The organism is Hydrogenobaculum sp. 3684, from assembly GCF_000213785.1.
In the GTDB taxonomy this organism is placed as follows: Bacteria; Aquificota; Aquificia; order Aquificales; family Aquificaceae; genus Hydrogenobaculum.
Genome location: NC_015557.1, coordinates 389,718 through 415,157, shown reverse-complemented (window position 1 = coordinate 415,157; position 25,440 = coordinate 389,718). Strand labels below are relative to the sequence as shown.

Below are 25,440 nucleotides of genomic sequence, written 5' to 3'. Positions count from 1 at the left end.
AATTATCTCACAAAAGCCGTTCTGACATCAAAGACTTTAGTATAAAATTCTCATCGTATTTGGCTTTTAAAGATAATAAAGCTTTTATTTGGTCTTTGTATATATGCCAAAACACGTCTTTAGGAAGCCTTGAATCCTTTGCCATGTATATAAGTCCGTTATAACGCACAACGACATCGTCAAATTTATGAAGCATCTTAAGGACATCATCTTTCACTGGAAAATCTAAAGCCAGCGTAAAGCCCTCTTTCGCAAAAGAAAACACTCTATTTGAAGCGTTTTTCATTCTTTTTAACACCACTAGATATGGATATATCTTATGAGATTTTATAATATCAAAAACTTCAAGACAAGCCTCTTTTGGTCCTACAAGCTGATATTGCAAAAAACCTCTTTTACCGTAAAGTCTGTTCCAATTTTTTATATTATCCAAAGGAAAGAAAAAATCAAAATAATGTACCAAAGACTCGCCTTTTGGCATCTTGGTAAAATAATAAACATTGTAAGCTTTCATATTAATATCGTTTAAAATAAAGTTTGGCATCACAAAAGGTATATCTATTGTTTTTTTGCTTTTAAAAGCCTTAAAACTAAATTTTAAATCAAGAGGAAGCTTTTCATAATACTCATAATCCCCAAACATTACCAAAGCATTTTCGGTAAAAGCGTCTATCCAACATACTGAAAATTCGTAATCTTTGTCAAATGTTTCCAACAACTCTATAGCCTTGTCTATGCCTTTGGTAGGTATGATATTTTGTCTTATATACTGACTTGCCTTTACTATCTTTAGCTTAGCTTTTGTGATAACTCCAAGAAGACCCATTGATCCTATGGCACCCCAAAAAAGCTCACTGTTTTTTTCTTTAGAACATAGATAAACATCTCTTGGTGTTATTATTTCAAAACCTTCTACAAAATCTCCAAAAACCCCCTTTGAGCTTTTACCGTGTATATCGTTTGCTATAGCACCACCTACGCTTATAAGAGAAGTACCAGGAACTATAGGCAAAGCGTATCCTCTTGGTAATAAAAATTCCAATATTTTTTGAAGTTGTATACCAGATTGAACTTCTATACATTCTTTTTCAAAATCTACATTTAAAAATAGATTTAAACCCGTTGTATCGTATACGTTTTTATACAAAGCTTCATCGCCGTAACTTCTACCGTAAGCTCTTGGTATAAAGATTTTAGAAAAATCTACTTTATCTAAAACATTTGCTTCTATACAAGGAAATCTACCCCACCCACAGAGAAAGCTAAGGTTTTTTGATGTATTCATCAAGAGGTTTTGCTTGTTCTACAAGAAGAATTGGTATATCTTCTTCGATTTCATAAACGAGTTTACAATTACCACAAATTAGTATATTTTTCTTTTCATTGTAAAGAAGCTCGCCCTTGCATTTAGGGCAAGCTATGATATCTAATAGTTCTTTGTTTATCATAAAGTAAGTGTTTTTATCCTATCGGCTGCTTCTTTTAGTCTATTTGTATCTACGGTAAGAGATATCCTAAAATAACCTTCTCCCGCTTCACCAAAACCACTACCCGGCGTTACCACTATGGCAAGTTTATCTAACAAAAGCTCTGCAAAACCAGCAGAGGTAAAACCTTTTGGCACTTTAATCCAAAGGTAAAATGTGGCATCTGATTCGAATACGTCAAGGTTTATGGCTTTTAAAGCCTCTGTCATAACTTTTCTTCTTTCTTTATATATATCTCTAAGATTTTGAACTACGCTATCGTCTAAGCTAAGGGCCTTTATACCTGCTTCTTGTATGGCTTGAAACTGCCCTGAATCTACGTTTGTCTTGATCTTGCCAAGACCAGCTATGAGACTTGGATTACCAACTGCCATACCAATACGCCAACCAGTCATGTTGTAAGTTTTGGATAAAGAGTGAAACTCTATAGCCACATCTTTAGCTCCTTCAAATTCAAGAATAGAGCGAGGCGGTTCTGATGCGTATATTTCAGAATAAGCCAAATCAGAGGCTATTACAATACCGTATTTATGAGCAAAGTCTATAAGCTTTTTATAAAAAGAGTCCGGGGCTTTTGCAGAGGTGGGATTGTTTGGATAGTTTACCCATATTATCTTGGCTTTTTGTAACACATTTTGAGGTATAGAATCTATATCTGGCAAGAATCCATTTTCCTCTTTTAGGGGCAACATGTAAGGAATGCCACCGGCAAAGATAGTGGATATCTTGTAAACCGGATAACCAGGATCTGGACAAAGCACGTAATCTCCAGGATTTACAAAAGCAAGAGGGAAATGAGCTATACCTTCTTTAGAACCTATAAGCGTCACAACTTCTTTATCTGGGTCTAGCAATACACCAAAACGCTTTTTATACCAATCTGCTACAGCTTTCCTAAAAGCATACATACCTTCATAGGATGGATACCTATGATGCTCTGGTTTTTCTAAAGCCGCTTTACCAGCTTCCACTATAGGCTTTGGCGTTGGGAGGTCTGGATCGCCTATACCCAAATCTATTATGTCTGCTCCTTGAGCAGCCTTTTCCCTTTTCTTTTTATCAATAGCCGCAAACAAATAAGGTGGTAAAACCTTTAGCCTTTCAGAAAACTCAAATTCCATAGGAATATTATAAAATATTTTTTAAAATTTTACATATTATCTTATTAGTAAACTTATGTTATAAGCTAAGATTAATACTATATCTTTTCCCACTCAAAACTTACAATGTTCTTATCTTTTTTGCTAAACTCTATCCCTATTAGATAGATCTCTTGGTATTTGCCTTTATACTTTTCATAATACCTTTTTTCTTTTATCTGTTTTAAAGCAACGCCTTCTTCTTTGTCTTCTACCACTTTAAACTCTATTATATAAACGCTGTCTTGGTTAAAGACACTAAGATCTATTTGGCCTTTGCTGGTGTTGTCTTCTGCTATTACATTTAGCCCTGCTCCGTTAAAAAGTGCATATACAATAGATGCATAAAAACCTTCATACGAGTCTATATCGTTTTTCCTATACCAATCATGTGGAATGCTTGCAAAAAATCTATGTAAGATGTCTTTTAATTTTTCTACTTGTCTATTCTCAAAAGCCTCTATTAGACCTATTTCAGTTTTATCTTTTAAAGAAATATTTTCTATCACATAGCCTAAGAAAAAGTCGTTAAAACTCATTTTTACTTCAAGGTTTGGAAAAGATAGTGTGTATAAGTTTTTGTTGCCTTTTGTTTTAAATTCTTTTATGGTAAGATAACCAGCTTGAAACAAAAGATTTTCTACCCTTATATTATCCACATCAAGGTTTGACAAAATCTCATCTCCTACTTCAAGGTTTTCAAGCTCTGGGATGTAGTATCTATTTTTCATAAACATCTTAATAAGAAATGTAGGTGTCCCTGTCTCAAACCAGTAAGGTTTAAACATTTTCTTATCAAACAAAAGCAATATATCAAAAGGATTGTAAACACTCTCTCCAAGCCAAGCGTAGCCGTTGTACCAGACTTTTATCTTTTCTTTATCAAAATCCTTTAATCTGTCTTCAAACACACTTTCAAGCTCAGATTGGGTATATCCGCAAACAGTGGCAAAGCTTGGGTCTATGGTTATATCGTTTAGCTGGTTTAAACCGCTAAAGATTGATACTTTTGAGAACCTCGATACACCTGTTAGAAAGGCAAGCTTTAGATAAGGATCGGAGGGCTTTAGTATCTCAAAAAACTTTTTTAGTATATCTCTATTTCTTCTTGCTTTTTCTATATCTTCTATTACATCAAGTATTGGTTTATCGTATTCATCTATAAGTACCACCACTTTTTGATTGTATTTTTCGTATAGCTTTTGGATGAGTTCTTTAAATTTTAGGCCTAGTATCTCTTCTTCTAAGGTTATTTGATGCTCTTTTGCTACAGCTTTTAGGAAAGAATCTAATGATTTTATAAGATTTTCCTCTGTATCTGGATAAGCTTGGCTTAAATCAAGCTTTATAATAGGATATCTTTTCTCCCAATCCCAATTATCGTATAGATAAAGCCCTTTAAATAGTTCTTTGTTGCCAGAAAATGCTTCTTTTAGTGTATCAAGAAAAAGAGATTTACCAAACCTTCTGGGACGGGATAGAAAGTAATATTTGCTTGTTAGTTTTGGTATAAAATGTGTTTTATCTAGTTTTATCTACATAGTAAAAACCACCCTCTATAATATCTCTTAAGGTTTGTATACCTATTGGTAAAAGCTTCATGATGTAATTATACCATAGTTAATTATTCAGATTAATGAGTCAAGGTAGGTTATAAATTTAATTAAAAAGTTTTAGAAAAATCTTACAATGTGTTTAAGTTATAAACTTTTGTTTTTGAAGTATAATAATATAATGGCAAAAAGAGTGATACTTGCTTATTCTGGTGGTTTGGATACATCTATCATAGTAAGATGGCTTACGGAAAGGGGTTTTGAAGTTATAACCTACACAGCAGATGTAGGGCAAAAAGAAGAGCTTTCAGAAATACCAGAAAAAGCTAGGAAAGCTGGGGCTATAGAGGCTATAGTGGAAGACATAAGAGAGGAGTTTGCCAAAGATTTTTGTCTTCCAACCCTTAGAGCTTTGGCTTTGTATGAAGGTAAATATCCTTTGACGGCTTCTTTATCAAGGCCTTTGATATCCAAAAAACTTATAGAATACGCCAAAAAAAGAAATGCAGATTATATAGCCCATGGGTCCACCGGAAAAGGAAACGACCAAGTGAGATTTGAAGTATCTGCTTGGGCTTTAAATCCAGACATAGAAGTATTAGCACCTGTAAGAGAATGGGAATTTAAATCAAGAGAGCAAGAGATAGAATATGCTTTAAAATACAACATTCCTGTAAAAGCTACAAAAGAAAACCCATACTCTATAGATAGAAATCTCTGGGGTGTATCTATAGAATGTGGTATCTTAGAAGACCCTTATCAAGAGCCACCAAAGGATGCCTATCAAATCACAAAAGATCCAGAAGAAGCACCAAATACTCCAGAATATGTAGAGATTACCTTTGAAGAAGGAACTCCTGTAGCTATAAACGGTAAAAGCTTTGATACTCTTTATAAGCTTATAGAACATCTAAATGATATAGCAGCTCCTCACGGCGTAGGACGTATAGATATGGTAGAAAATAGGTTGGTGGGCATAAAAAGTAGAGAGATTTACGAAGCTCCAGGGGCTATGTGTTTATACAAAGCTTACAACGACTTAGTATCTTTGACTTTGGACAAATACACTTATCAGTATCTAATAGGACATGTATCAAACACCTACGCAAATTTAGTATATGAAGGGCTTTGGTTTTCTCCTTTAAGGGAAGCTTTGGACGCTTTTAACAACAACATATCAAAATATATAAACGGTACAGTAAGACTAAAGCTATACAAAGGTAATATAGATGTGGTGGGGAGAAAATCTCCAAACGCTCTATATATTGAAGAGCTTTCCACCTACACAGAAAAAGATGCTTTTGATCATAAAGCTGGTGCTATGTTTACAAAGGTTTACGGCTTACCTTTAAAAGTTTTAGGTCGTGTAAAAGCTAAAAATCAAAAATAAGATGGGAAATGCCTATATAGAAAAAATTGTAGTTACAAACTTTAAATCCTACGGCACAGAAAAACTAGAAATACCAATAGGGGAGGGCTTTGTAGGGATAGTGGGGCCAAACGGTGCTGGCAAATCAAACATAGGTGATGCCATATCCTTTGGTCTTGGGCTTTCCACATCAAAAACCATGCGGGCTAAAAACCTCACACACCTTATATATTCAAAACAAGGCCAAAGAGAAGATTTTGCACAGGTGGATGTACACTTTTCAAACCCACAGATATTTGGATACGATGAGTTTGTAGTTACAAGGATTATCTATAAAGATGGTAAAAGCTTATATAAACTAAACGGCAAAATTATAAGAGAAAAAGATTTGCATCTAATACTTGCAAGAGGTGGCATATACAAAGAAGGCTACAACATAGTATTACAAGGAGATATAGTAAAATTTGTAAAAATGACACCTTTAGAGCGAAGAAAAATAATAGAAGATGTAGCAGGTATAAGCGAATACGAGCAAAAAAGACAGTTTGCTTTAGAAGAGCTAGGAGAAGCTGATATAAAAATAAGAGAACTAAAACCCTTAGTAGAAGAACTAGAGGCAAATTTAGAAAAATTTGAAAAAGAAAAAGAAAGGCTCCGTCAATACAAAGCTTTAATGGAGAAAAAACATATACTTGAGTGTGTTTTGCTTTTAAAAGAAAAACAAAACCTTTTAAAGGACTTACAAAAGACTTCCGAGGAAAAAGAAGCTTTAGAAACTAAAAGCTCAAAACTTTTAGAAACCATAGATATTAAAACCAAAGAACTAAAGGATGTAGAACAAAAAATAACAAACTTACAAGAAACCCTTCTTCCTTACAGAGAATCTTCTGGTAAGCTATCTGCAAAGATAGAATATATAAAAGAGCAAAAAGCCTTAAAAGAAAAAGAACTAAAAAAAGAGTTATCCCATAAAGAAGATATTGAAAAAAAGATTGATTTTCTTCAAAAAGATTTACTTAATCTAGAAAAAGAGCTTTTAGAAGTAGAGCAAGAAAAACTTTCAAAAGAAAAAGAGATTTATAATATAGAACATATAATAAAAGAAAAAGAAAAAGAATTAAAATCCACCGAAGAAAAGCTAAACCTTTCACCAGAGGAGATAGAACAAATAGAAAAAAAAGAAAAAGAATTAAAATCTATTTTAGAACAAAAGAAAAAACAATACCAGCAATATATAGACCAAATTCAAGATATATCCCAAAAACAAAATAGATACAAAGACGACATACAAAGACTAAAAGCCGATTTACAAGCGTTAGAACAAAAAGACTCTGTTGAAGAAAAATTAAAAACATTCCAAAAAAATATAGAAGAGGCAAGACTTTCTATAGAGGCGATACAGCAAACTATAGCCAAATATACAAGTTCTTTGACAGAAACAAAAAAAGAAATAGAGCAAATCATATCAGAAAAAGCAAGAATAGAGTCTCAGCTTAGATACAACGATGATGATACTTATATATTCCAAAATATAAAAGGTGTTTATGGTAAAGTAGAAGATCTTATAAGCTTAAAAGACGAAGAATACAAAACAGCTATAGAAGCTGCGGCTGGGGCTAGGCTTTCTTATGTGGTTGTAGAATCTGAAGAAGTAGCAAAAACTTGTATTGAGCTTTTAAAAAAGAACTCTGATAAAAGAGTAAGCTTTATACCCTTAAACCGTATAAAAACCCAAAGTTTACCACCTTATCCAAGACAGCGCGGATATATAGACTTTGCACTAAAGCTTGTTGATTACGATAAAACATTGGAGCCTGCCATAAGCTTTGTTTTTGGTGATACTCTTGTGGTAGAGAGCTTTGATGTGGCTAAAAGCCTACAAAACTATAGATGTGTAACATTAGAAGGAGAGGTATTTGAAAAAACCGGTGTTATAACAGGAGGAAAAGCAAAACAACACTCAAACATCGGCAAAAAAGCCCTTTTAGAAAAACTAGAATCTTTAAACGAAAAATATAACCTCTTAAAAGAAAAAGAACAACAACTCGATCAAAACATTAGCAAAGCAAAGTCTACTCTCATAGAAAAAGAAGGCATAATAGCAATAAATACAAAGTATATCAAAGATTTGGAAAATCAAAAAAAAGATACGCTTTTACAAAAATCAAATATATTAGAGCGTATAAAATCTGGTGAAGAATACATAGAGCACTTAGAAAACAAGAAAAAAGAGTTATTGGAGATGTTAGAACCTTTAAAAGAGGAGATAAAGTATATAGAAGAAAAGCTTACAAACTTAGAACTTAGAAAAAAAGATATACTTTCATACTATACTAGCAAAGAGATAAAAGAGCTTAAAGATAGCATAGAATATTACAAAAAGCTTCATTTAGACAAAACAAAAGAACTAAACACCGTAGAACTAAAGAAAAATGACATCTCAAAAAATATAGAATATGTAAAATCCTCTATAGACCAAAAAAAGCAAGAACTTATTGGAGCTCATTCTCAAATAAAGAGTTTAGAACAAGAGCTAATGTCTTTAGAACTTGAACTAAAAAGCGCAGAAGAAGAGTTAAAAGAATCAAATGCAATGTTTTATAAGCTTTACGAAGAGAAAGAGCTTTTAGAAAAAGAGCAAAAAAATTTACAATCAGAACTAGGTGGTCTTAAACTAGAGCACGAAAGGCTTTTGGAGGAGATTGGCTCTTTATCAAACGACATCACAAGAATTCAAACAAAGATAGAATCTATAAACGAAGCTCTAAAAGAAAAGGAGTACGACGGTACCATCTACGAAGAGCAAAACCAAAGCGCTTCAAAATTAAAAGAAGAATTAGAGCGTACCAAAAAACTTTTGGAGAGCATGAGCGATATAAATCTAAAAGCCGAAGAAGAATACGAAGAAACCCTAAACAGATTAAAAGACTACAAAGAAAAATTAGATCAACTCATCAAAGACAAGCAAGCGATAAAGGCTATGATAGAGGAGATAGATAGAAAAAAGTACAGCGCTTTTATGGAAGCTTTTAACAACATAAGAAAAAATTTCAAAGAAATATACGCTAAAGTATCTTATCAAGGAAAAGCGGATTTATCTTTGGACAACGAAGAGGACCCATTTTCTGGCGGTGTTTCTATATTTGTAAAACCAAGAGGAAAAGATGTGCAGTACGTAGAAGCAATATCTGGAGGAGAACAAACATTAGCGGCAATATCTCTAATCTTTGCTATACAAGAGTATAAACCATCGGTGTTTTATTACTTTGATGAGATAGATGCTCATTTAGACGAGGCAAATGCATATCTTCTTGGCCAGATGATAAAAGAAAAATCAAAAAATGTGCAGTTTATAGTGGTAACCCTCAGAGAAAACCTAGCAAACTTTGCAGACAAGCTTATAGGAGTAACCAACAAAGACGGTATTTCAAAAACCCTTACCTTCAAATCTTTAAAAGAAGTGTCTTAAAATCTGTGCTATAATTAGATTCCATGTATAGATTTCAAAGAAAAAACGATAGCATCTGGCTTTTAGGAAAAAATGAAGAAATAGAATTTAAGCCCACAAAAGTTGTGTGCGTTGGACTAAACTATAAAGCCCATGCCAAAGAGCTCAATATGGATATACCAAAAGAACCCCTTTTGTTTTTAAAGCCCACAAGCAGCATCATTTTAGATCAAGAAGATATAATATACCCAAAAGCCTCTACAAGAGTTGATTACGAAGGAGAGCTTGCTATAGTTATATCTAAAACATCCAAAAAACTCTCTTACAAAGATGCAAAAGATGCAATACTGGGCTTTTCTATAGCAAACGATGTCACGGCAAGGGATCTGCAGAAAAAAGATATCCAGTTTACAAGAGCAAAATCTTTTGATACGTTTTGTCCTGTAGGACCAGTGGTAGTAAAAGACGTAGATCCATCTAATCTAAATATCAAAACGTATCTAAACAACCAATTGAAGCAACGTGGCAACACTTCAGATATGATATTTGATGTATATGAGATTATAAGCTTTGTATCGCATATTATGAGTCTTTATCCACACGATATTATCATAACAGGTACACCACCGGGTGTTGGTCCTATGCAAATAGGAGACAAAGTAAGTATAGAGATAGAAGGTATAGGTATTTTAACAAACATCGTTAAAGAAGATGTGGAAAACTAAGTTTGCACTTAGTGTAATTGTATTCTTAACAATCCTTGCTATAGGTGCAGATTTTATAGCCCCTTACTCGTATAAAAAGCAATTTAGAGACTATGTATTTGCCCCACCTACTCCTCTACATTTATCCTTACATGGGCTTTATATATACAAATTAAAACCTGTCCAATCTCTAACTAGAACCTATATGGAGGATAAAAATAAAATCTGTTATATAGATTTTTTCATAAAATCAAAAAACGGTTTTAAGCTTTTTAGACCAAACTGTGGGCATATATTTTTACTTGGTACAGATGCCCTTGGAAGAGATGAATTTTCTAGACTTTTATACGCTTTAAGAGTCTCACTTGCAATATCTATAATAGGTGCTATTACCACAATTACAATAGGTACTTTAATAGGTAGCTTGGCCGGATATGTAGGTGGTATTTTAGATAACATAGTGATGAGATTGGTAGAAGTTATGATGGCTATGCCTACATTCTATCTTATGCTATCTATAAGAGCGCTTTTCCCACTTGATATATCTGGGGTTTATGTGTTTGGAATGATTGTTTTTATTTTGTCGTTTTTTGGTTTTGCACCCTTTTCAAGGATTATAAGGGGAATGGTTTTATCAATAAGAGAATACGATTATGTAAATGTTGCAAAATTTTACGGAGCAAACCCTTTTTATATCATATTTAAACATATTCTACCAAACATAAAAAGCTACATCGTGATAAGCGCAGTTTTATCTATACCTGCTTACATAGTAGCTGAAGGTTCTCTTAGCTTTTTAGGGCTTGGTATAGAAGAACCATATCCATCTTTAGGAAACATGCTACCAAAAAGCATATACACTATACTGCTCTATCCTTGGACGCTATCCTCAGCTATTGTGATATTTTTACTTATAGTGGCGTTAAACCTCTTAGGAGACGGGCTATCAGAGCAAGGATGAATGTAAAGATAACCCCACTTGGTATATTTTATATTATCATCATGCTTCTTTTTGGATTTGCCGCCATAAATACCGCCAACAACCTCCTTTACATGATCACATCCTTTATGATGGCTTTTATGATAATAAGTGGCATTATATCATACTACAATATTAAATTTTTAGAACTTACATTTATAAAAGCTTATGATTTTTTTGCAAATGAACCAGGGAAAGTTATCATATCTATAAAAAATAAAAAAAGCTGGCCTTCTTTTCTTATAAATATATTTGTGGCAAAAGATTTAAATAAAGATGTAAAAAGATTTTTTAAAACATATAAAACCTTTGAAATAGTTTATGAAAAATCTCTTTTTATGCTAAAAGCCAAAGAAGAAAAACAGATAGAGCTTATAATAACTTTTGAAAAAAGAGGCAATTACAAAGAGCTTGAGGTTTACATATCCTCTGATTTTCCTTTTGGTTTTGCATATAGAGAGATAAAGTATACAGTCCCAGCAGATATATACGTATATCCAAACCCAAAACAATGCAAAATAAATACAGCTAACTACAAATCGGAAAAAGGTTTTATAAAGACGAACGAAGGACAAGATCTTTATCAAATAAGAGAATATCATAACGAACATCCAAAGTATATAAACTGGAAAGCTTCCGCCAAAGTGCAAAAGTTGATGGTAAATGATTTTTCGGATTTTATAAGCAAAGAAATCATACTAAAACCAGAGGATTTTGATATGGACTTAGAACAAAAGCTGTCTTGCATGAGCTATATACTGGTAGAAGCTTCCAAAGAAAATGCAAAAGTGGGTCTTGATTGGTATGGATTTAAAATACCACCCGGGGATTCTTCGTTTCATTATATAAAAATTCTAAGATTTTTATCCACTGTATAATGTTATAATCTTAAAGATGAATTATTTAAAGCATATTTTTAGTGGTGGTGATTTCATAATAGTGGCTGGGGTATTTGGCATTTTATTTTACTTTCTATACGATGCCATAAGAAGAAAAAAATGGGGATGGGCTATTTTCATAGCTATTTTACCCCTTGGCTTTATGAGCGTTCCGTTATATATTTTATTTGGGTTTAACGATGGAGCAAAAACCGATGGGGAAACTGAAAATAGAAACGATACCGACCAAACCGATTGATGAAAACTGCACTGTTATAAAAAACGAAGATACAAAAGAAGCTATAGTGATAGACCCAGGTTCTGATGTAGAAAATATATTAGAAACTATAGGTGATTTTAAAGTAGTAGCCATACTGGCCACACACGGGCATTACGATCATGTAGGACAAGTAGCCACATTAAAAGAGCGCTACAACGCTCCTTTTTACATGCACAAAGAAGATGAGTTTTTATTAAACGATGAGTTATTCCCTGGGTTTTCAATCTATCTAAACGCAAAAAAACCTCCAAAACCAGATGTTTATATAAAAGATGGTGACAAGCTCAGTATTGCCAATGTAGATATAGAGATTATCCACACACCAGGTCATACCCCAGGCGGGTGTTGTTTTTATCTACCATCTCAAAATACACTTATAGCTGGGGATACGCTTTTTAAAGGCGGTGTTGGAAGGACAGATCTACCAGGTGGTTCTTGGGAAGAATTGTCAAAGTCTTTAAAAAAGATTTTTTCTATACTTCCAAAAGATACCCATGTTATATGTGGGCACTATCAAGATACAAGCTTAGAGCATGAGTTAACATTCAATCCATTTTTGAGGGGTTTATGGTAAAGCTTTTAGTGGGTTTATACGCTGGTGAGATATTTTCAATAGTTTTTATAGTCTCTTATGTGCTTTTTAAAAAGATAGATTCAAAGAACTTAGCCGGTAGGATATATGGTCAAATCCTTTGGAGATTTTACAAAATAGCACTTTTAGAGCTTCTTTTGGTGTTTATTTTAAACATAAGCTTTTATACGTTTTTTATGCTTTTGGGACTTTTGGCAAATGTATATTTATCTTATTATACCAAAAGCCTAAAACGAAGCTTAGGAGATATAGATAAGATAGATATAAACGATCCAAGAAGGGTAAAATTTAGAAAGGTTTCTAAAACATCCTCGTTTTTATTAGTTTTTAATATGATTTTAGCTATACTTTATATCTTAAAATAATAGATTAAGATGATAGGTGAGTTTGAGCTTATAAAAAAACTAATCTCAATCCTTGGAGAAAATACTATAGGAGACGATACAGCTTATATAAAGATTGGAGAGACTGGGCTCAATATCACCTGCGATGCTTTTTTAGAAGATGTTCATTTTTTAAGAGATTATCCACCAGAAGCCATTGGCTTTAAAGCCATATCTATAAATGTATCCGATGTTGTGGCAAACGGAGGCAAACCTCTTTATGGACTTATCTCTCTTATGATACCAGAAGATATAGATGAAAGATTTATAGAACGTATATACGAAGGTGTAAAATATGCCTGTGATTTTTATAAACTTAGGATAGTAGGGGGCAATGTATCAAGAGCTTCAAAGCTTGGTATAGATGTATTTTTAATAGGTGAAATAGATAGGTTTGTATCAAGAGCTGGTGCAAACGTGGGTGATGATGTGGTAGTAAGTGGAACTCTTGGGGATTCGTACGCTGGTTTTAGGCTTTTAACAACAAAAAAAGATTATGAGGATTATGAATTAAGACTCATAGAAAGGCATTTAAGACCCACTGCCAGAATAGACTATATAAATCATATAAGAAAATACGCCAGTGCCTCTATGGATATATCCGATGGACTATCTTCTGATTTATGGCATCTTGCAGAGCGCTCAAGCGTTGTAATAGAGATAGATTTAAACAAAATACCTATTTCTCGTGAACTAAAGCTTTACGCTTCAAAAGAAAATCTAAACCCTTACGATATAGCTTTGTCTGGAGGAGAAGATTATCAGCTTTTATTTTGTCAAAAAAAAGAACACTTTAATCCATTTTTAGATAACACAGTAATAGGACGTGTGATAGAAAAGGGTAAAGCGTCGGTACTTGTAAATGGAAAAGAGCTTGAAAGAACGGGTTTTGATCACTTTAAAAAACGATAAAAGATTTTATATTTTAAGCGAGCGATATCAAGAAATACTTTTAAAAGAACTTTCAAACATATATAAAGAAAATGCCTACACACTTAATACAGATCAAGCCAACATATACGATGAATACTACAACGAGTTTTACCACAGCATTACTACAGGACCTTTAGAAGAAGCATACAGCAAATTTGTAAATCCTGTTTTGGGGCTTTTAAAAGAAAAAAGCGTTATAAACGTATTGGATATAGGCTCTGGTATGTTTGTAAACTCTGGAGTATTGGCTTATGAGCTTTTAAAACTGGGCAAATCTGTAAACATAATAAGTGTAGATAAAAAAATACCTTCTTTTATAGCTTTAAATCACGACTCAGACGAAGTAAGATATATGCTTTATAAAAACAACTTTTATATAAACAGCAAAAACCTAAACTGGCAAGTGGTTTTAGAAGATGCAAGAGCGCTTAAAACAAATATGATGTTTGATATCATACTACACGACGGGTTTTCACCATACAGAAATCCGTCTTTATGGACACTGGATTTTTTGTATTTGCTTTATAAAAATATAAAAGAAGAAGGTGTTTGGATAAGCTATACATCAAACAAAAGCGTTCAATCTTCTCTTAGTTTTTTAAACTTCAAAATAGATTTTATAGCACCTGTAGGTCGAAAAAGACCTTCTATAATGGCTTTAAAAACACCTAAACATAAATCAAACATAGACTTTCAAAACCCTTACGCTATACCTATGAGAGATACAACTCTTAATACCGATGAGGAAGAAATAATATCTGATTACTTCATAAGGGTTTATCTCTTAAAATCCAAATATTATTCACCTTCAAAAGATTGAAGCTCTTCCATCAAGGATTTTACTTGATGCATAATAGCTCCAAGGAGTGATTCTACAGAAGAGTTCCAATAAGATTCGTTAAAGACCACCTTTTTAGAGGGTCCATCACCATCATCTCCTAAGTAAGAAACCAAAACATAGGGGTATTCTTCTTTATCTTCACATTCGGCTTCTTCAATACCAGGAAAACATATAGCCAAATCTATCTCTGGACTTATAGCCATACTTTTGATGCGCCTTGCTAATTCTTTAAATTTTTCCTTAGGGTATTCCATGCTTAGAAAATATAAAATTTGTATAAAAGCTTTCCATAATAAAATGCATAAAATCTATGCTAAAATAAAAATTATGGAATGTATTTTTTGTAAGATAGCAAACAAGGAGATTGGGTCGGATATAGTTTATGAAGATGAGCTTTTGGTGGCTTTTAAAGATATAAAACCAGTGGCTCCAACGCATGTACTTATAATACCAAGAAGGCATATAGAAGGGGTGCAAGCTCTGAAAGAAGAAGATGAAGCTCTGGTGGGGAAGATGATACTAAAAGCCAAAGATATAGCCAATACGCTAAACTTAAAAGAAGGCTATAGGCTTGTTTTCAACGTAGGAGAGTATGGAGGTCAAACGGTTTTTCATATACACCTACACATAATAGGTGGAAGGCCGATGATGTGGCCCCCGGGTTGATGCCAGAGTATTTTATAGGCGAAGGCACTCTTATAAACGCCCTTTTGGTATTTGTTGGTGGATACTTTGGGAGTTTGTTTGGAAAATATATTCCACATTCCATAAAAGAAGCTACTCTAAAAGCTTTTGGGTTATTCTCCTTTGGTATGGCTTATCATCTTTTTAGAGAAGGCTCAAAAGCAAATATTATAGAAGTATTGGCTTGTCTAATAATAGGGGGCGTAATAGGATATTATTTTGATTTTGAGTCAAACTTAGATAAGGTTTTTTTAAAAGCATTTAAAAATATAGGCTCTCCAGAGGGGTTTAATACAGCCACAATAATGTTTTGTGTAGGGCCTATCACTATACTTGGTTGTATCATGGAAGGGGCAAAGGCTCAGAATAGCCTTATTTTGTCAAAAGCTATAATGGATGGTATAAGCGCAGTACTTCTTTCTTCTTCGATGGGTAGATCTGTGGCGTTTTCATCGTTTTCAATACTTCTTTATCAGGGTTCTCTTACTTATATAGCTTACTTTTTTAAAAGCTCAATAAGTAGTGGTTCTTTAGAAAATGTAGCTTTTATCGGTGCTTGTCTTATAGTGGGTTTGGCTTTGAAGCTTTTAGGAATAACCAAAGATCTAAAGCTTTTAAATTTTATTCTTTCTCCTATAATAGCTATTTTTATAAAATCTTAACTGTAAAATCTTAACGCCAATTTAATAAAAATATCTTATAATAAAAATATGAGTGTAAGAATAGGTATAAACGGATTTGGGCGTATTGGTAGGGCATTTTTTAAAATAGCCTTTGAAAGAGGGCTTGACATCGTAGCCGTCAACGATTTAACAGATACAAAAACCTTAGCACATCTTCTAAAATATGACTCTGTGCACAAAATATGGAAAAAAGATGTATCATACACAGAAGATTCTTTGGTAGTCGATGGTAAAAGCGTAAAAGTATTTGCCAAAAAAGACCCAGCAGAGCTTCCTTGGAAAGACCTTGGGGTAGATATAGTAATTGAGTCTACGGGGCTTTTTAGAGATAGAGAAAATGCCTCTAAACATCTATCAGCAGGAGCCAAAAAAGTACTCATCTCAGCTCCAGGTAAAAATTCAGACATTACTATAGTACTTGGGGTCAATCAAGATAGCTATAACCCAAGCGAGCATCACATAATATCAAACGCATCTTGTACTACAAACTGTATGGCACCTACATGCTATGTGCTTGATAAAGAATTTGGTATAAAAAATGGTTATATGGTAACGATACATGCTTACACAAACGACCAAAGAATACTAGATCTTCCCCACAAAGATTTAAGAAGAGCAAGGGCCGCAGCAATAAACATAATACCAACCACCACAGGTGCAGCCAAAGCCGTTACTGAAGTTTTACCACACCTCAAAGGTAAACTTGGAAGCACATCAAGAAGAGTACCAGTATCAGATGGTTCTATTATAGAATTAACAGCTATATTGGAAAATCCTCCTCAGGATGTGACAGCTTTAAACGAAGCTTTCAAAAAAGCCAGCGAAACATACCTAAAGGGTATATTGGAGTACAGCGAAGAACCCCTGGTATCTTCTGATATAGTTGGTAATCCTCATTCAGCTATATTTGATGCAGAGCTTTCTTTTGTAAACGGGGATTTGGTGCACGTTGTAGCCTGGTATGATAACGAGTGGGGATATTCTAACCGTCTTGTGGATTTGGCAGAGTTTGTTATAAACAAAGGCGTATAAGAATAATTTGAACTTTATAGACATAGCCCAGATAAAGGTAAAAGCTGGAGACGGTGGAAACGGAGGGGTTTATTTTTTAAGAGAAAAGTATAGACCCTATGGGGGACCTGCGGGTGGAAATGGGGGAAAAGGTGGTTCTGTTATATTAAAAGCGGATTCTTCAAAAACAACGTTTTTAGATTTTAAATATAAAAGGCATTTTGTAGCTCAAAACGGAGAGCATGGAAAACCAAAAAACCAGCACGGTAAAAACGGTAAAGACATTGTAATAAAGGTACCAGTAGGAACTATAGTAATAGACAAAAAAACCAACGACGTTCTATGTGACCTTGTAAAACATGGTCAAAGTTGCGTAGTAGCAAAAGGCGGCGATGGTGGTCTTGGTAATGCTCACTTTGCAACACCTACAAATCAAACTCCAAGAAAGTTTACACATGGCAAAAAAGGAGAAGAAAAAGAGCTTGTTCTTATATTAAAAACAATAGCCGATATAGCCATAGTAGGCCTACCAAACGTTGGTAAATCAACGCTATTATCGGTCTTAACCAATGCACATCCAAAAATTGCCGATTATCCTTTTACTACGCTTTATCCAGAGTTAGGAGTTATTAAAACAGATGATAAATCTTTTACCATCGCCGATATACCAGGAATTATAGAAAATGCTCATAAAGGGGCTGGGCTTGGACTTGATTTTTTAAAACATATAGAGCGTTCAAAATATTTGGTTTTGGCTATAGACCTGTCTAGTGAAAACCCTGTTAAAGATTTTGAAATTCTAACTACTGAACTTTCTCTTTATGATAAAAGCTTGATACAAAAAATTAAAGCCGTTGTAGGTACAAAGCTTGATATAGCAAAGAAAGAAAATTTGGAGCTTTTAGAAAAATTAGCCAAAGAAAAATCACTTGATTTTATACCGGTTTCTTCTACTACCGGACAAAATATAGAATACTTAAAAGAATACATAACAAAATTAATGAACTGAACTATTAAAGGCATAAAAAATCAGCTGCATCAGATACTTATAAATATATATAATATATATCATAGTTATCAAATATTCTTAATGATAAATTATCTATATATTAAAAAGCCCCTCAAAAGAGGGGTAAAAGAAGGATAGGAATGGTTGCATCAAGACGCTTCAAGAAAATTAATAATAACTCTTTTCTCCACTTACTTTTCCACTAAATACCTTATACGCATACCTAGTATAATATATAACTATAGGCATAAATATAACCGTTACAATAAGCATCACTGTTAGAGTGAGGGTAGAAGAAGAAGCGTTAAACACTGTTAGACTGTAATCTGGATTTATACTTGAGCGCATTAGTACTGGGAAAGAAGCGCAAGCTACATTTAGAACAGTGAAAGCGTTAACAAGCCCAGATGCATAAACCATCTTTTCGTATTTACCAGATTTTAGTAAGCTTACATAGAGCACAACACCTACAAACATCACTAGAGGTATAGCAAAAAGTATTGGATAAGCAAAATAGTTTTTATACAAAAATGGGGCTTCTTGCATGGCTAGTACGTTTGTTAATATTACAGATATTACATATCCTATAACACTTATGCTAGCATACTTTTTAGCCATCTCAAAAACAGAACCTTCGGTTTTAAGCAACAGATAAGCTGCTCCATGCATAGCAAACATGAAAAGACTTACCAATCCCATTGCAAGAGGTACTGGTCTTAAAAGCGTGAAGAAAGTGCCGTGATATACAGCGTCTTGATCTATAGGTACTCCTACTACAGCGTTTCCTACGGCACATCCAAAAAGAATAGCAGGTAAAACATTACCAAGCCAGTATATAAAATCAAAGGTATGTCTCCAAGCCATGGACTCTCTTTTGTTGCGGTATTCAAAAGCCACAGCTCTACCTATTAAAGCCCACAAAACAAGGAGTATAGCCAAATAGAATCCAGAGAAAGAAGCGGCATACACGGTGGGGAAGGCGGCAAAGAGCATACCCCCACCAGCTATAAGCCAAACCTCATTTCCATCCCATACTGGTGCAACAGAATTATAAAGAGCTATTCTGTCATATTCGCTTTTCATAAATATCATAGGGAAAGCACTACCCAAATCAAATCCATCGGTTATTGAGTAGCCAATTAAAAATACACCTGCTATCAAAAACCACAAACCTTGTAAGGTAAAAAGTCCATCTGGTAATATACCCATAGCATTCACCTCCTCAAGAAATCCTGTTATCGTTGTTCAAATCTGTCTTAGAAGCTTGCAAAGCTGTATTTATCGAACCCATAGCTGGAGCTGTAGAAGGAGCCTCGGTGTCTGCGTATTCTCTTACCTTCTTTATCATAGTGGTTACATATACGTAGAATAGTAGTATGTATATTGTTACGAAAGTAAGCACGGAGAACATTACATTTGAAGTAGCGTTGAAAGATACCGCATCGGCAGTTTTAAGCACGCCAGTAACTATCCAAGGTTGACGACCTATTTCGGCAGTCATCCATCCTAGCTCAGAAGCTATAAATGGAAGGGGGATTGAATATAAAACGGTCTTTAAGAAAGCTTTGTTGGTATAAAGAGTACCTTTTTTATAAAGATATAGACCCCACAAAGTTACAAATGCAAAGAAAAATCCAAGACCAACCATTATATGAAATGGCATGAAGACAAGATTTATAGGTGGTAAATCTTTTAAAGAAATGTTGTAAGCTTTGGCATAAGCTTTATCGGCCACTAGCTTATCTTTCAAAGCTGGGTTTGGATTTGAAGCGTATTGGGCTTCTAATGTTTTTGCTTCGTTTGCATAGTTTTGGGCTTTTTGATCGTACATAGTTATCAAATCGTTTATACCGTATACTTTTGCATCGAAGTTATGATAGGCCAAGAAAGACAACAAACCGGGTATTTTTATAAAAGGATAAGTCTTTTGAGCGCTTTGATCTACATAACCAAAAACATCCAAGGAAGCTGGTTGTTCCGTTTTCCATTTACCTTCCATCATTGCAAGCTTGAGGGGTTGATATTCTGCTACCAAGTGTCCAGCTGTATCTCCTATTATAATTTCAGATACGGATACTATTGTGGTAAATATAAGGGCTACTTTTAAACCAGCTTTGGCCATATCGATATTCTTGTTTCTTAGCAAGAAATAAGCCATTACACCCATTACAAAAAATCCGGCTGTAATTTGACCAGCTGTTACGGTATGTAAAAACCTTATAACAGTGGTATGGTTTATAACAGCTGCCCAAAAGTTTGTAAGCTCAGCTCTTATACCTTGGGGGGTTTGGACTATTTTGTATCCAGCAGGGGTTTGCATCCATGAGTTTGCTATTAAAATCCAAAGAGCGGATAAGTTACTACCAAGAGCTACCATCCAAGCGGAAAAAGTATGCATACCATCAGATATTCTATCTTTTCCAAATAAGAATATACCTATAAAGGTTGACTCCAAGAAGAAAGCCATAAGACCTTCAATGGCAAGAGGTGCTCCAAAGATATCACCTACAAACTTTGAGTAGGTAAACCAGTTTGTACCAAACTCAAACTCCATAGTAAGACCTGTAGCCACACCAGCGGCAAAGTTTACTGCGAAAAGCTTCATCAAGAACATAGCCAATTTGTCATACTTAGGATCTTTGGTTTTGTAGGCTATGGTCTTTACTATGGCTATGAACACAGAGAGCCCCAACGTAAGAGGCACATAAATAAAGTGATTGATCGCCGTAAAGGCGAACTGAAACCTGGACAAGTCAAGCAAGTCCATAAGCTATACCTCCTTTTAAAAGATTGCTGGTTGATTAGCATCAACCAACCTACATCAATTTAATTTAACTTAAAAATTATCTTATAACAATGAAATATATCATATGATAATAGTAAAATGAAAATAACTCATAATATATAAGCATTGTGAAATATGTGTGTAAAACTATTTTTATATAAAAAGTATATACATACTAACCAAAAATAAATTCTAAAAAGACTTTTGCTACTATGCAGGCACATTAGCTTTTAAAATCAAGTTTTTACTATTTGAAACTAGCGTTTAGGGCTACACCAAAATCCAGCTGAGGATCGTTTTTATAAAGTTGAACAAGTTCATTGCCTTTGTTGGTAGGTCTTATATATGTATTTTTGGTAATAATATCTTTTTCGTAATAATCAGCATGTCTTCTTATATCAGAGGTGTATATCTCTGGGGGTGGTTCTTGATAAGTTTTTGATAAATTAAGAGATCTGATATTGTCCACTATAGCGCTTACAGAAGGAAGTCTATTGAAAAAGAATGAAAATCCTACACTTTGCTTTTCATCTCTTGGTAAAGGGGATGATACACTTGTGTATGCACGATGTTTAGTTTTGAAATTTACATCCTTATATGGTATTTTTATATCAAGTTTTAGTGGTTTAGAAAAAGATAAATGTCCAAGTAGAAAAAACCCTAAAACAACCACTCCCCGCTTTAACATAAAATTTATTATATACCTATCAAATAAAATTTCAATGATATAAGTTTTTAGTATATAATATAAGCATGTTAAGAGATACATATATAGGCTTAGTAGACGATAGCTTTATAGGAAAACACGTTAAATTAGCAGGATGGATAGATTCCATAAGAGATCACGGCGGTGTTTTGTTTATAGATTTAAGAGATAAAGAAGGTAAGCTTCAGGCGGTTTTAGAAGAATCAAGCAATAAAGAACTTTATGATATAGCAAAACACTTTAAAGAAGAAAGCGTTGTATTGGTAGAAGGTTTGGTAAGAAGAAGACCAGCTGGTACAGAAAATCCAAAAATAAAATCTGGCAACGTAGAACTTTTAATAGAGCGTATTGAGCTTTTAAACGCATCGGAGACATTGCCGTTTCCAATAGATGATAATGTAGATATTTCAGAGGAACTGAGATTAAAATATAGATATCTTGATTTAAGAAGGCCGAAGTTTCAAAAAGCTATAAAAACAAGAAGTAAAGCCCTTAAGATAACAAGGGATTTTTTTGAAGAAAACGGCTTTTACGAGATAGAGACACCTTTTTTAATAAAATCAACCCCAGAAGGAGCAAGAGATTTCTTGGTGCCATCAAGGCTTCACCCTGGTAAGTTTTACGCTTTACCTCAATCCCCACAGCTTTTCAAACAAATACTTATGATATCTGGCTTTGATAGATACTTTCAAATAGCAAGATGCTTTAGAGATGAAGATCTAAGGTCTGACAGACAACCAGAGTTTACCCAGATAGATTTTGAGATGTCATTCGTAGAAGAACAAGATATTATGGAAATTTCGGAAAAACTTCTTTCTAAACTGTTTTTAGAGCTTTTAGACATAGAACTAGTTACACCCTTTAAAAAGATCACCTACAAAGAAGCAATGGAACGATATGGCTCCGATAAACCAGATACAAGGTTTGGTTTAGAGCTTGTAGATCTTAGCGATATCTTCAAAAATACCAACTTCAACGTATTCAAAAGCGCTATAGAGCAAAAAGGTATTATAAAAGCTATAAAAATAAACAAAATTTTATCAAGAAAAGAGATAGACAATCTTACAGAATATGTAAAAGGATTAGGGGCAAAAGGGCTTGCTTGGGGCAAAATTGAAAATGGTGAGTTTAGCTCCCCTATTGCAAAGTTCTTATCCCAAGAAGAAATAAAAGCGATGCTTTCAAAGCTTGAGGCCAAAGATCAAGATATGATATTTTTCTCAGCAGACAAGCCCAAAAACGTATATAAAATACTTGGGAATTTAAGATTGCAACTTGGCAGGATGTTAAATCTTATAGATGAATCAAAATTTGAGTTTCTGTGGGTAGTGGATTTTCCAATGTTTGAATACAATGAAGAGGAAGGAAGGCTTGAGGCTATGCACCATCCTTTCACATCTCCAAAAACAGAGGATTTAGATAAAATAAAATATATTGTTGACAAGCCAGATAAAGAAGATATAATTAATATTGGTGAGAGTATTGGTGCAAGAGCGTACGATGTTGTGTTAAACGGTGTTGAAATAGGAGGAGGTTCTATAAGGATACACAACAAAGATGTGCAAAAACTTGTATTTAAGGTTTTAAATATATCAGACGAAGAAGCAAATATGAAGTTTGGATTTTTGTTAGAAGCTCTAAAATACGGAGCACCACCGCATGGGGGGTTGGCTTTTGGTTTTGATAGGCTAATGGCTATGATGCTTGGTTTTGACTCTATAAGAGATGTTATAGCTTTCCCTAAAACCCAGAAAGGTACTTGCTTGCTTACCGGTGCTCCAGATGTAGTTTCAGATAAGCAACTTAAAGAACTGCATATAAAAATCACTTGATGGAACTTTACAAAACACTGTTAAACCTTGGCTACGAAAGAAGAAAAAGCCAAGAGAAAATGTTTAGCATAGTAGAAGAATGTATAAACAAAGAAGACTTTGATGATGAGGAACAAAATGTCGTTTTAATAGAAGCTCCCACGGGAGTTGGCAAAAGCTTTGGATATTTACTACCTATCATAGAGCATGGTAAACAAGCAATCATATCCACCAAGACAAAAATCCTACAAGAACAACTAAGAAGGGACCTTGAACACTTATCATCTATAAGAAAAAACTACTTTGGTAAAGGTATAAATTATCTTATATTAAAAGGTAAAGCAAATTACCTTTGTCTTGATAGATTTTACGATAAAGAAAACGAATTAAAACAAACCACAATATTTGGAAAAGTAAGCCTCGCAAATACTATAAGAGAGCTTATAGAATCCTCAGGATGGGACGGAGACGTAGAATTTACCAGCATACCCTTAGAAGTATGGACCGATATAAATATAGATGAAAATTACTGCGACTCCAATTATAGAAAATCTTGCCCTTATCTAAAAGATTGTTTTTACTATAAAAAGCTAAAAGACAAAGAAAAACTAGCGGATATCTTGGTAGTAAACCATAGCCTTTTGGTTTTAAAAAACTTTGACGATACAAAAGAGAAAATCCTTGTAATAGATGAGGCCCATGAACTTGATGAAGCTTTGGTAAAATCCCTTACTTCTGGATTTTCTGTAATTGGCCTAATGAGACTTGCAGCATCTATAAGAGATATGCTTGATAACGATAATAAAAATATGCTTGATAATGTTGATATACTTAGCATATTTAAAAGCTTGTTTGAAGGTATCTTTGAAAGTAAAAAACAAAAACCAACTAATAAGCCTACTATAGGTAAAGCTCCAAGCTCAATACCTTTAGATGAACCTTTTTTTGTAGAACCATTAATTAGTATGGTATATGAACCTTTAAACCAAGCTGTAAACGTCATAAAAAATTATGTCATAAACACAGTCAAAGAAAGGCTTGAATACAAAAATACCATAAGCAGAAAGTTTAAGGCTTTTTTGGAAAGCTCCTTGTTATTTGAAAATGAATTTTTAAATAGATTTAGCATAGATACAAGCGAACTTCAAGAAGATTTTGAAGATAAATCAGCAGATAGGCTAGAACATGAAATTATGAGGCTTATAGCCAAATTCAAATCTATCTCAAACCGCGTATCAAACATTTATAACACTCTAAAATACATGGAAGATGAAGAAAACAAAGATATTATAGGTTTTGTGGTAAGTAGAGAATTTTCTAAAAAACTTGGGGATTTTAACTACAAAATAGAGGCTTTTCCAATATTCCCAAGAGATGCTATAGATCTATCTAATTACAAATGCGTAATACTAACTTCAGCAACTCTTGACAAAGATCTTATAGAGCTTACCACAGGCATAAGCGGTGAATATTACTCTTTAGAGCATGTATTTAATTATGAAGATGTTAGTTTTATCATAAAAAATGTAGTGCCAAAAAACAAAGATTTATGGAAAGAAGAGCTAATAAATAGTCTAAGATATTTAAGAACATTCTATAGCAAAGTTTTGGTGCTTTTAACAAGCTATGAACAAATGGAATACATACCAAAAGACGAGGATATCATATTCCAAAACACAACAACCTTAAGAAAAGCCATAGAAATGGTAGAAAACGGAGATAAAAACGTATTGGTAGGGGTGGATTCTGTATGGACAGGTATAGATCTAAAAGGGGATAAGGGGCTTTTGATGGCAAAGCTTCCTTTTGACTCTCCTGAAGATCCCATAAACTACCACAGAATGAGGTATTTCAAAAAACATAATAAAGCGACGACATCACATTTTGGATCTATGAAACAGGCAATGGCACATAGTAGCTCAGAAAAATGCTTAAAGCACACTATGGATAGTTTTATTTATGCGAGGAAAAAGGCGTTTTTGCAGTTTAAACAAGGATTTGGAAGACTTGTAAGAAGCAAGAAAGACAAAGGCACCATCATAATATGCGATTCTAGGATATGGAGATATGAAGAGTTTATAAATTTTATTAAAAGCTTAAGAGTTAAAATATATTATCGCCAGCAAAGAGGCGACTAAAAATATCTTTGCGATAAGAAGAGGTAA

The 25,440-nt window shown here is 33.8% G+C and carries 24 protein-coding genes; 16 read left to right on the top strand and 8 right to left on the bottom strand.

Translation table 11 applies throughout. The features are described 5' to 3' along the window. Nucleotides 1-7: 7 nt before the first annotated feature. The 4 genes from HYD3684_RS02390 to HYD3684_RS02375 form a co-directional block, all read right to left on the bottom strand. Nucleotides 8-1,285 carry an FAD-binding oxidoreductase gene (locus HYD3684_RS02390; protein WP_015419098.1) on the bottom strand — a complete coding sequence of 426 codons (1,278 nt, stop codon included), beginning with the start codon at nucleotides 1,283-1,285 and terminating at the stop codon, nucleotides 8-10. Beyond that, nucleotides 1,263-1,448: a Trm112 family protein gene (locus HYD3684_RS02385; protein ID WP_015419097.1), complete on the bottom strand. Its 186-nt coding sequence runs from the start codon at nucleotides 1,446-1,448 to the stop codon at nucleotides 1,263-1,265. Before HYD3684_RS02385 ends, HYD3684_RS02390 begins: the two co-directional genes overlap by 23 nt. Next, nucleotides 1,445-2,608 (bottom strand): LL-diaminopimelate aminotransferase, encoded by a 1,164-nt coding sequence (locus HYD3684_RS02380; RefSeq protein ID WP_015419096.1) that lies wholly within the window; start codon nucleotides 2,606-2,608, stop codon nucleotides 1,445-1,447. The genes HYD3684_RS02385 and HYD3684_RS02380 overlap by 4 nt, the downstream gene beginning before the upstream one ends. A 77-nt stretch (nucleotides 2,609-2,685) precedes the next feature. After that, on the bottom strand, nucleotides 2,686-4,137 hold the full coding sequence (locus HYD3684_RS02375; RefSeq protein WP_237698643.1) for an ATP-binding protein: 1,452 nt from the start codon (nucleotides 4,135-4,137) through the stop codon (nucleotides 2,686-2,688). Between the two features lie 223 nt (nucleotides 4,138-4,360). Here HYD3684_RS02375 and HYD3684_RS02370 point away from each other — a divergent pair, with 223 nt between their 5' ends. From HYD3684_RS02370 to HYD3684_RS02325, 10 genes are read left to right on the top strand one after another with little or no spacing between them, the layout of a single operon-like run. Continuing rightward, on the top strand, nucleotides 4,361-5,569 hold the full coding sequence (locus HYD3684_RS02370) for an argininosuccinate synthase (protein WP_041112948.1): 1,209 nt from the start codon (nucleotides 4,361-4,363) through the stop codon (nucleotides 5,567-5,569). Nucleotide 5,570: 1 nt separating this feature from the next. Beyond that, nucleotides 5,571-9,017 (top strand): chromosome segregation protein SMC, encoded by a 3,447-nt coding sequence (gene smc / locus HYD3684_RS02365; protein ID WP_015419094.1) that lies wholly within the window; start codon nucleotides 5,571-5,573, stop codon nucleotides 9,015-9,017. Nucleotides 9,018-9,040: 23 nt separating this feature from the next. Further along, nucleotides 9,041-9,721 (top strand): fumarylacetoacetate hydrolase family protein, encoded by a 681-nt coding sequence (locus tag HYD3684_RS02360; RefSeq protein ID WP_015419093.1) that lies wholly within the window; start codon nucleotides 9,041-9,043, stop codon nucleotides 9,719-9,721. Next, nucleotides 9,708-10,661: an ABC transporter permease gene (locus HYD3684_RS02355; protein ID WP_015419092.1), complete on the top strand. Its 954-nt coding sequence runs from the start codon at nucleotides 9,708-9,710 to the stop codon at nucleotides 10,659-10,661. Before HYD3684_RS02360 ends, HYD3684_RS02355 begins: the two co-directional genes overlap by 14 nt. Continuing rightward, complete coding sequence (locus HYD3684_RS02350; protein WP_015419091.1) at nucleotides 10,658-11,557, top strand: DUF58 domain-containing protein; 900 nt, start codon at nucleotides 10,658-10,660, stop codon at nucleotides 11,555-11,557. Before HYD3684_RS02355 ends, HYD3684_RS02350 begins: the two co-directional genes overlap by 4 nt. A gap of 16 nt (nucleotides 11,558-11,573) precedes the next feature. Continuing rightward, nucleotides 11,574-11,816 carry a hypothetical protein gene (locus HYD3684_RS02345; RefSeq protein ID WP_015419090.1) on the top strand — a complete coding sequence of 81 codons (243 nt, stop codon included), beginning with the start codon at nucleotides 11,574-11,576 and terminating at the stop codon, nucleotides 11,814-11,816. Next, the gene (locus HYD3684_RS02340) at nucleotides 11,773-12,411 is read left to right on the top strand and encodes an MBL fold metallo-hydrolase (RefSeq protein WP_015419089.1); all 639 of its coding nucleotides are present in this window, start codon (nucleotides 11,773-11,775) and stop codon (nucleotides 12,409-12,411) included. The genes HYD3684_RS02345 and HYD3684_RS02340 overlap by 44 nt, the downstream gene beginning before the upstream one ends. Next, nucleotides 12,405-12,794 carry a hypothetical protein gene (locus tag HYD3684_RS02335; protein ID WP_015419088.1) on the top strand — a complete coding sequence of 130 codons (390 nt, stop codon included), beginning with the start codon at nucleotides 12,405-12,407 and terminating at the stop codon, nucleotides 12,792-12,794. Before HYD3684_RS02340 ends, HYD3684_RS02335 begins: the two co-directional genes overlap by 7 nt. A 9-nt stretch (nucleotides 12,795-12,803) precedes the next feature. Continuing rightward, nucleotides 12,804-13,724, top strand: a complete 921-nt coding sequence (thiL, locus tag HYD3684_RS02330) for a thiamine-phosphate kinase (protein ID WP_015419087.1) — start codon at nucleotides 12,804-12,806, stop codon at nucleotides 13,722-13,724. Then, entirely contained in the window at nucleotides 13,675-14,565 is an 891-nt protein-coding gene (locus HYD3684_RS02325; RefSeq protein WP_015419086.1) for an MnmC family methyltransferase, read from the top strand. Before thiL ends, HYD3684_RS02325 begins: the two co-directional genes overlap by 50 nt. On the opposite strand, the gene HYD3684_RS02320 is transcribed toward HYD3684_RS02325, so the two are convergent. Beyond that, nucleotides 14,544-14,840, bottom strand: coding sequence for a hypothetical protein (locus HYD3684_RS02320; protein WP_015419085.1), 297 nt, complete (start codon nucleotides 14,838-14,840; stop codon nucleotides 14,544-14,546). The two genes, HYD3684_RS02325 and HYD3684_RS02320, sit on opposite strands and share 22 nt — an antisense overlap. A gap of 64 nt (nucleotides 14,841-14,904) precedes the next feature. Here HYD3684_RS02320 and HYD3684_RS02315 point away from each other — a divergent pair, with 64 nt between their 5' ends. The 4 genes from HYD3684_RS02315 to obgE are packed head-to-tail and all read left to right on the top strand — an operon-like array spanning nucleotide 14,905 to nucleotide 17,973. Continuing rightward, complete coding sequence (locus HYD3684_RS02315) at nucleotides 14,905-15,252, top strand: histidine triad nucleotide-binding protein (RefSeq protein WP_174256047.1); 348 nt, start codon at nucleotides 14,905-14,907, stop codon at nucleotides 15,250-15,252. Continuing rightward, nucleotides 15,237-15,932 carry a DUF554 domain-containing protein gene (locus HYD3684_RS02310; RefSeq protein ID WP_237698624.1) on the top strand — a complete coding sequence of 232 codons (696 nt, stop codon included), beginning with the start codon at nucleotides 15,237-15,239 and terminating at the stop codon, nucleotides 15,930-15,932. The genes HYD3684_RS02315 and HYD3684_RS02310 overlap by 16 nt, the downstream gene beginning before the upstream one ends. 48 nt (nucleotides 15,933-15,980) lie before the next feature. After that, nucleotides 15,981-16,985 (top strand): type I glyceraldehyde-3-phosphate dehydrogenase, encoded by a 1,005-nt coding sequence (gene gap / locus HYD3684_RS02305; protein WP_015419082.1) that lies wholly within the window; start codon nucleotides 15,981-15,983, stop codon nucleotides 16,983-16,985. Nucleotides 16,986-16,992: 7 nt separating this feature from the next. Next, nucleotides 16,993-17,973 carry a GTPase ObgE gene (gene obgE / locus HYD3684_RS02300; RefSeq protein WP_015419081.1) on the top strand — a complete coding sequence of 327 codons (981 nt, stop codon included), beginning with the start codon at nucleotides 16,993-16,995 and terminating at the stop codon, nucleotides 17,971-17,973. A gap of 168 nt (nucleotides 17,974-18,141) precedes the next feature. Here the strand turns inward: obgE and cydB are convergent, their stop codons facing one another. From cydB to HYD3684_RS02285, 3 genes are all read right to left on the bottom strand, one after another. Further along, on the bottom strand, nucleotides 18,142-19,182 hold the full coding sequence (gene cydB / locus HYD3684_RS02295) for a cytochrome d ubiquinol oxidase subunit II (RefSeq protein WP_015419080.1): 1,041 nt from the start codon (nucleotides 19,180-19,182) through the stop codon (nucleotides 18,142-18,144). Between the two features lie 13 nt (nucleotides 19,183-19,195). Beyond that, nucleotides 19,196-20,740: a cytochrome ubiquinol oxidase subunit I gene (locus tag HYD3684_RS02290; RefSeq protein ID WP_015419079.1), complete on the bottom strand. Its 1,545-nt coding sequence runs from the start codon at nucleotides 20,738-20,740 to the stop codon at nucleotides 19,196-19,198. A gap of 265 nt (nucleotides 20,741-21,005) precedes the next feature. Beyond that, nucleotides 21,006-21,446, bottom strand: coding sequence for a hypothetical protein (locus tag HYD3684_RS02285; protein WP_015419078.1), 441 nt, complete (start codon nucleotides 21,444-21,446; stop codon nucleotides 21,006-21,008). A gap of 65 nt (nucleotides 21,447-21,511) precedes the next feature. Here HYD3684_RS02285 and aspS point away from each other — a divergent pair, with 65 nt between their 5' ends. Further along, nucleotides 21,512-23,296 (top strand): aspartate--tRNA ligase, encoded by a 1,785-nt coding sequence (gene aspS, locus HYD3684_RS02280; RefSeq protein WP_015419077.1) that lies wholly within the window; start codon nucleotides 21,512-21,514, stop codon nucleotides 23,294-23,296. Beyond that, nucleotides 23,296-25,413, top strand: a complete 2,118-nt coding sequence (locus HYD3684_RS02275) for an ATP-dependent DNA helicase (RefSeq protein ID WP_015419076.1) — start codon at nucleotides 23,296-23,298, stop codon at nucleotides 25,411-25,413. Before aspS ends, HYD3684_RS02275 begins: the two co-directional genes overlap by 1 nt. Nucleotides 25,414-25,440 lie beyond the last annotated feature (27 nt).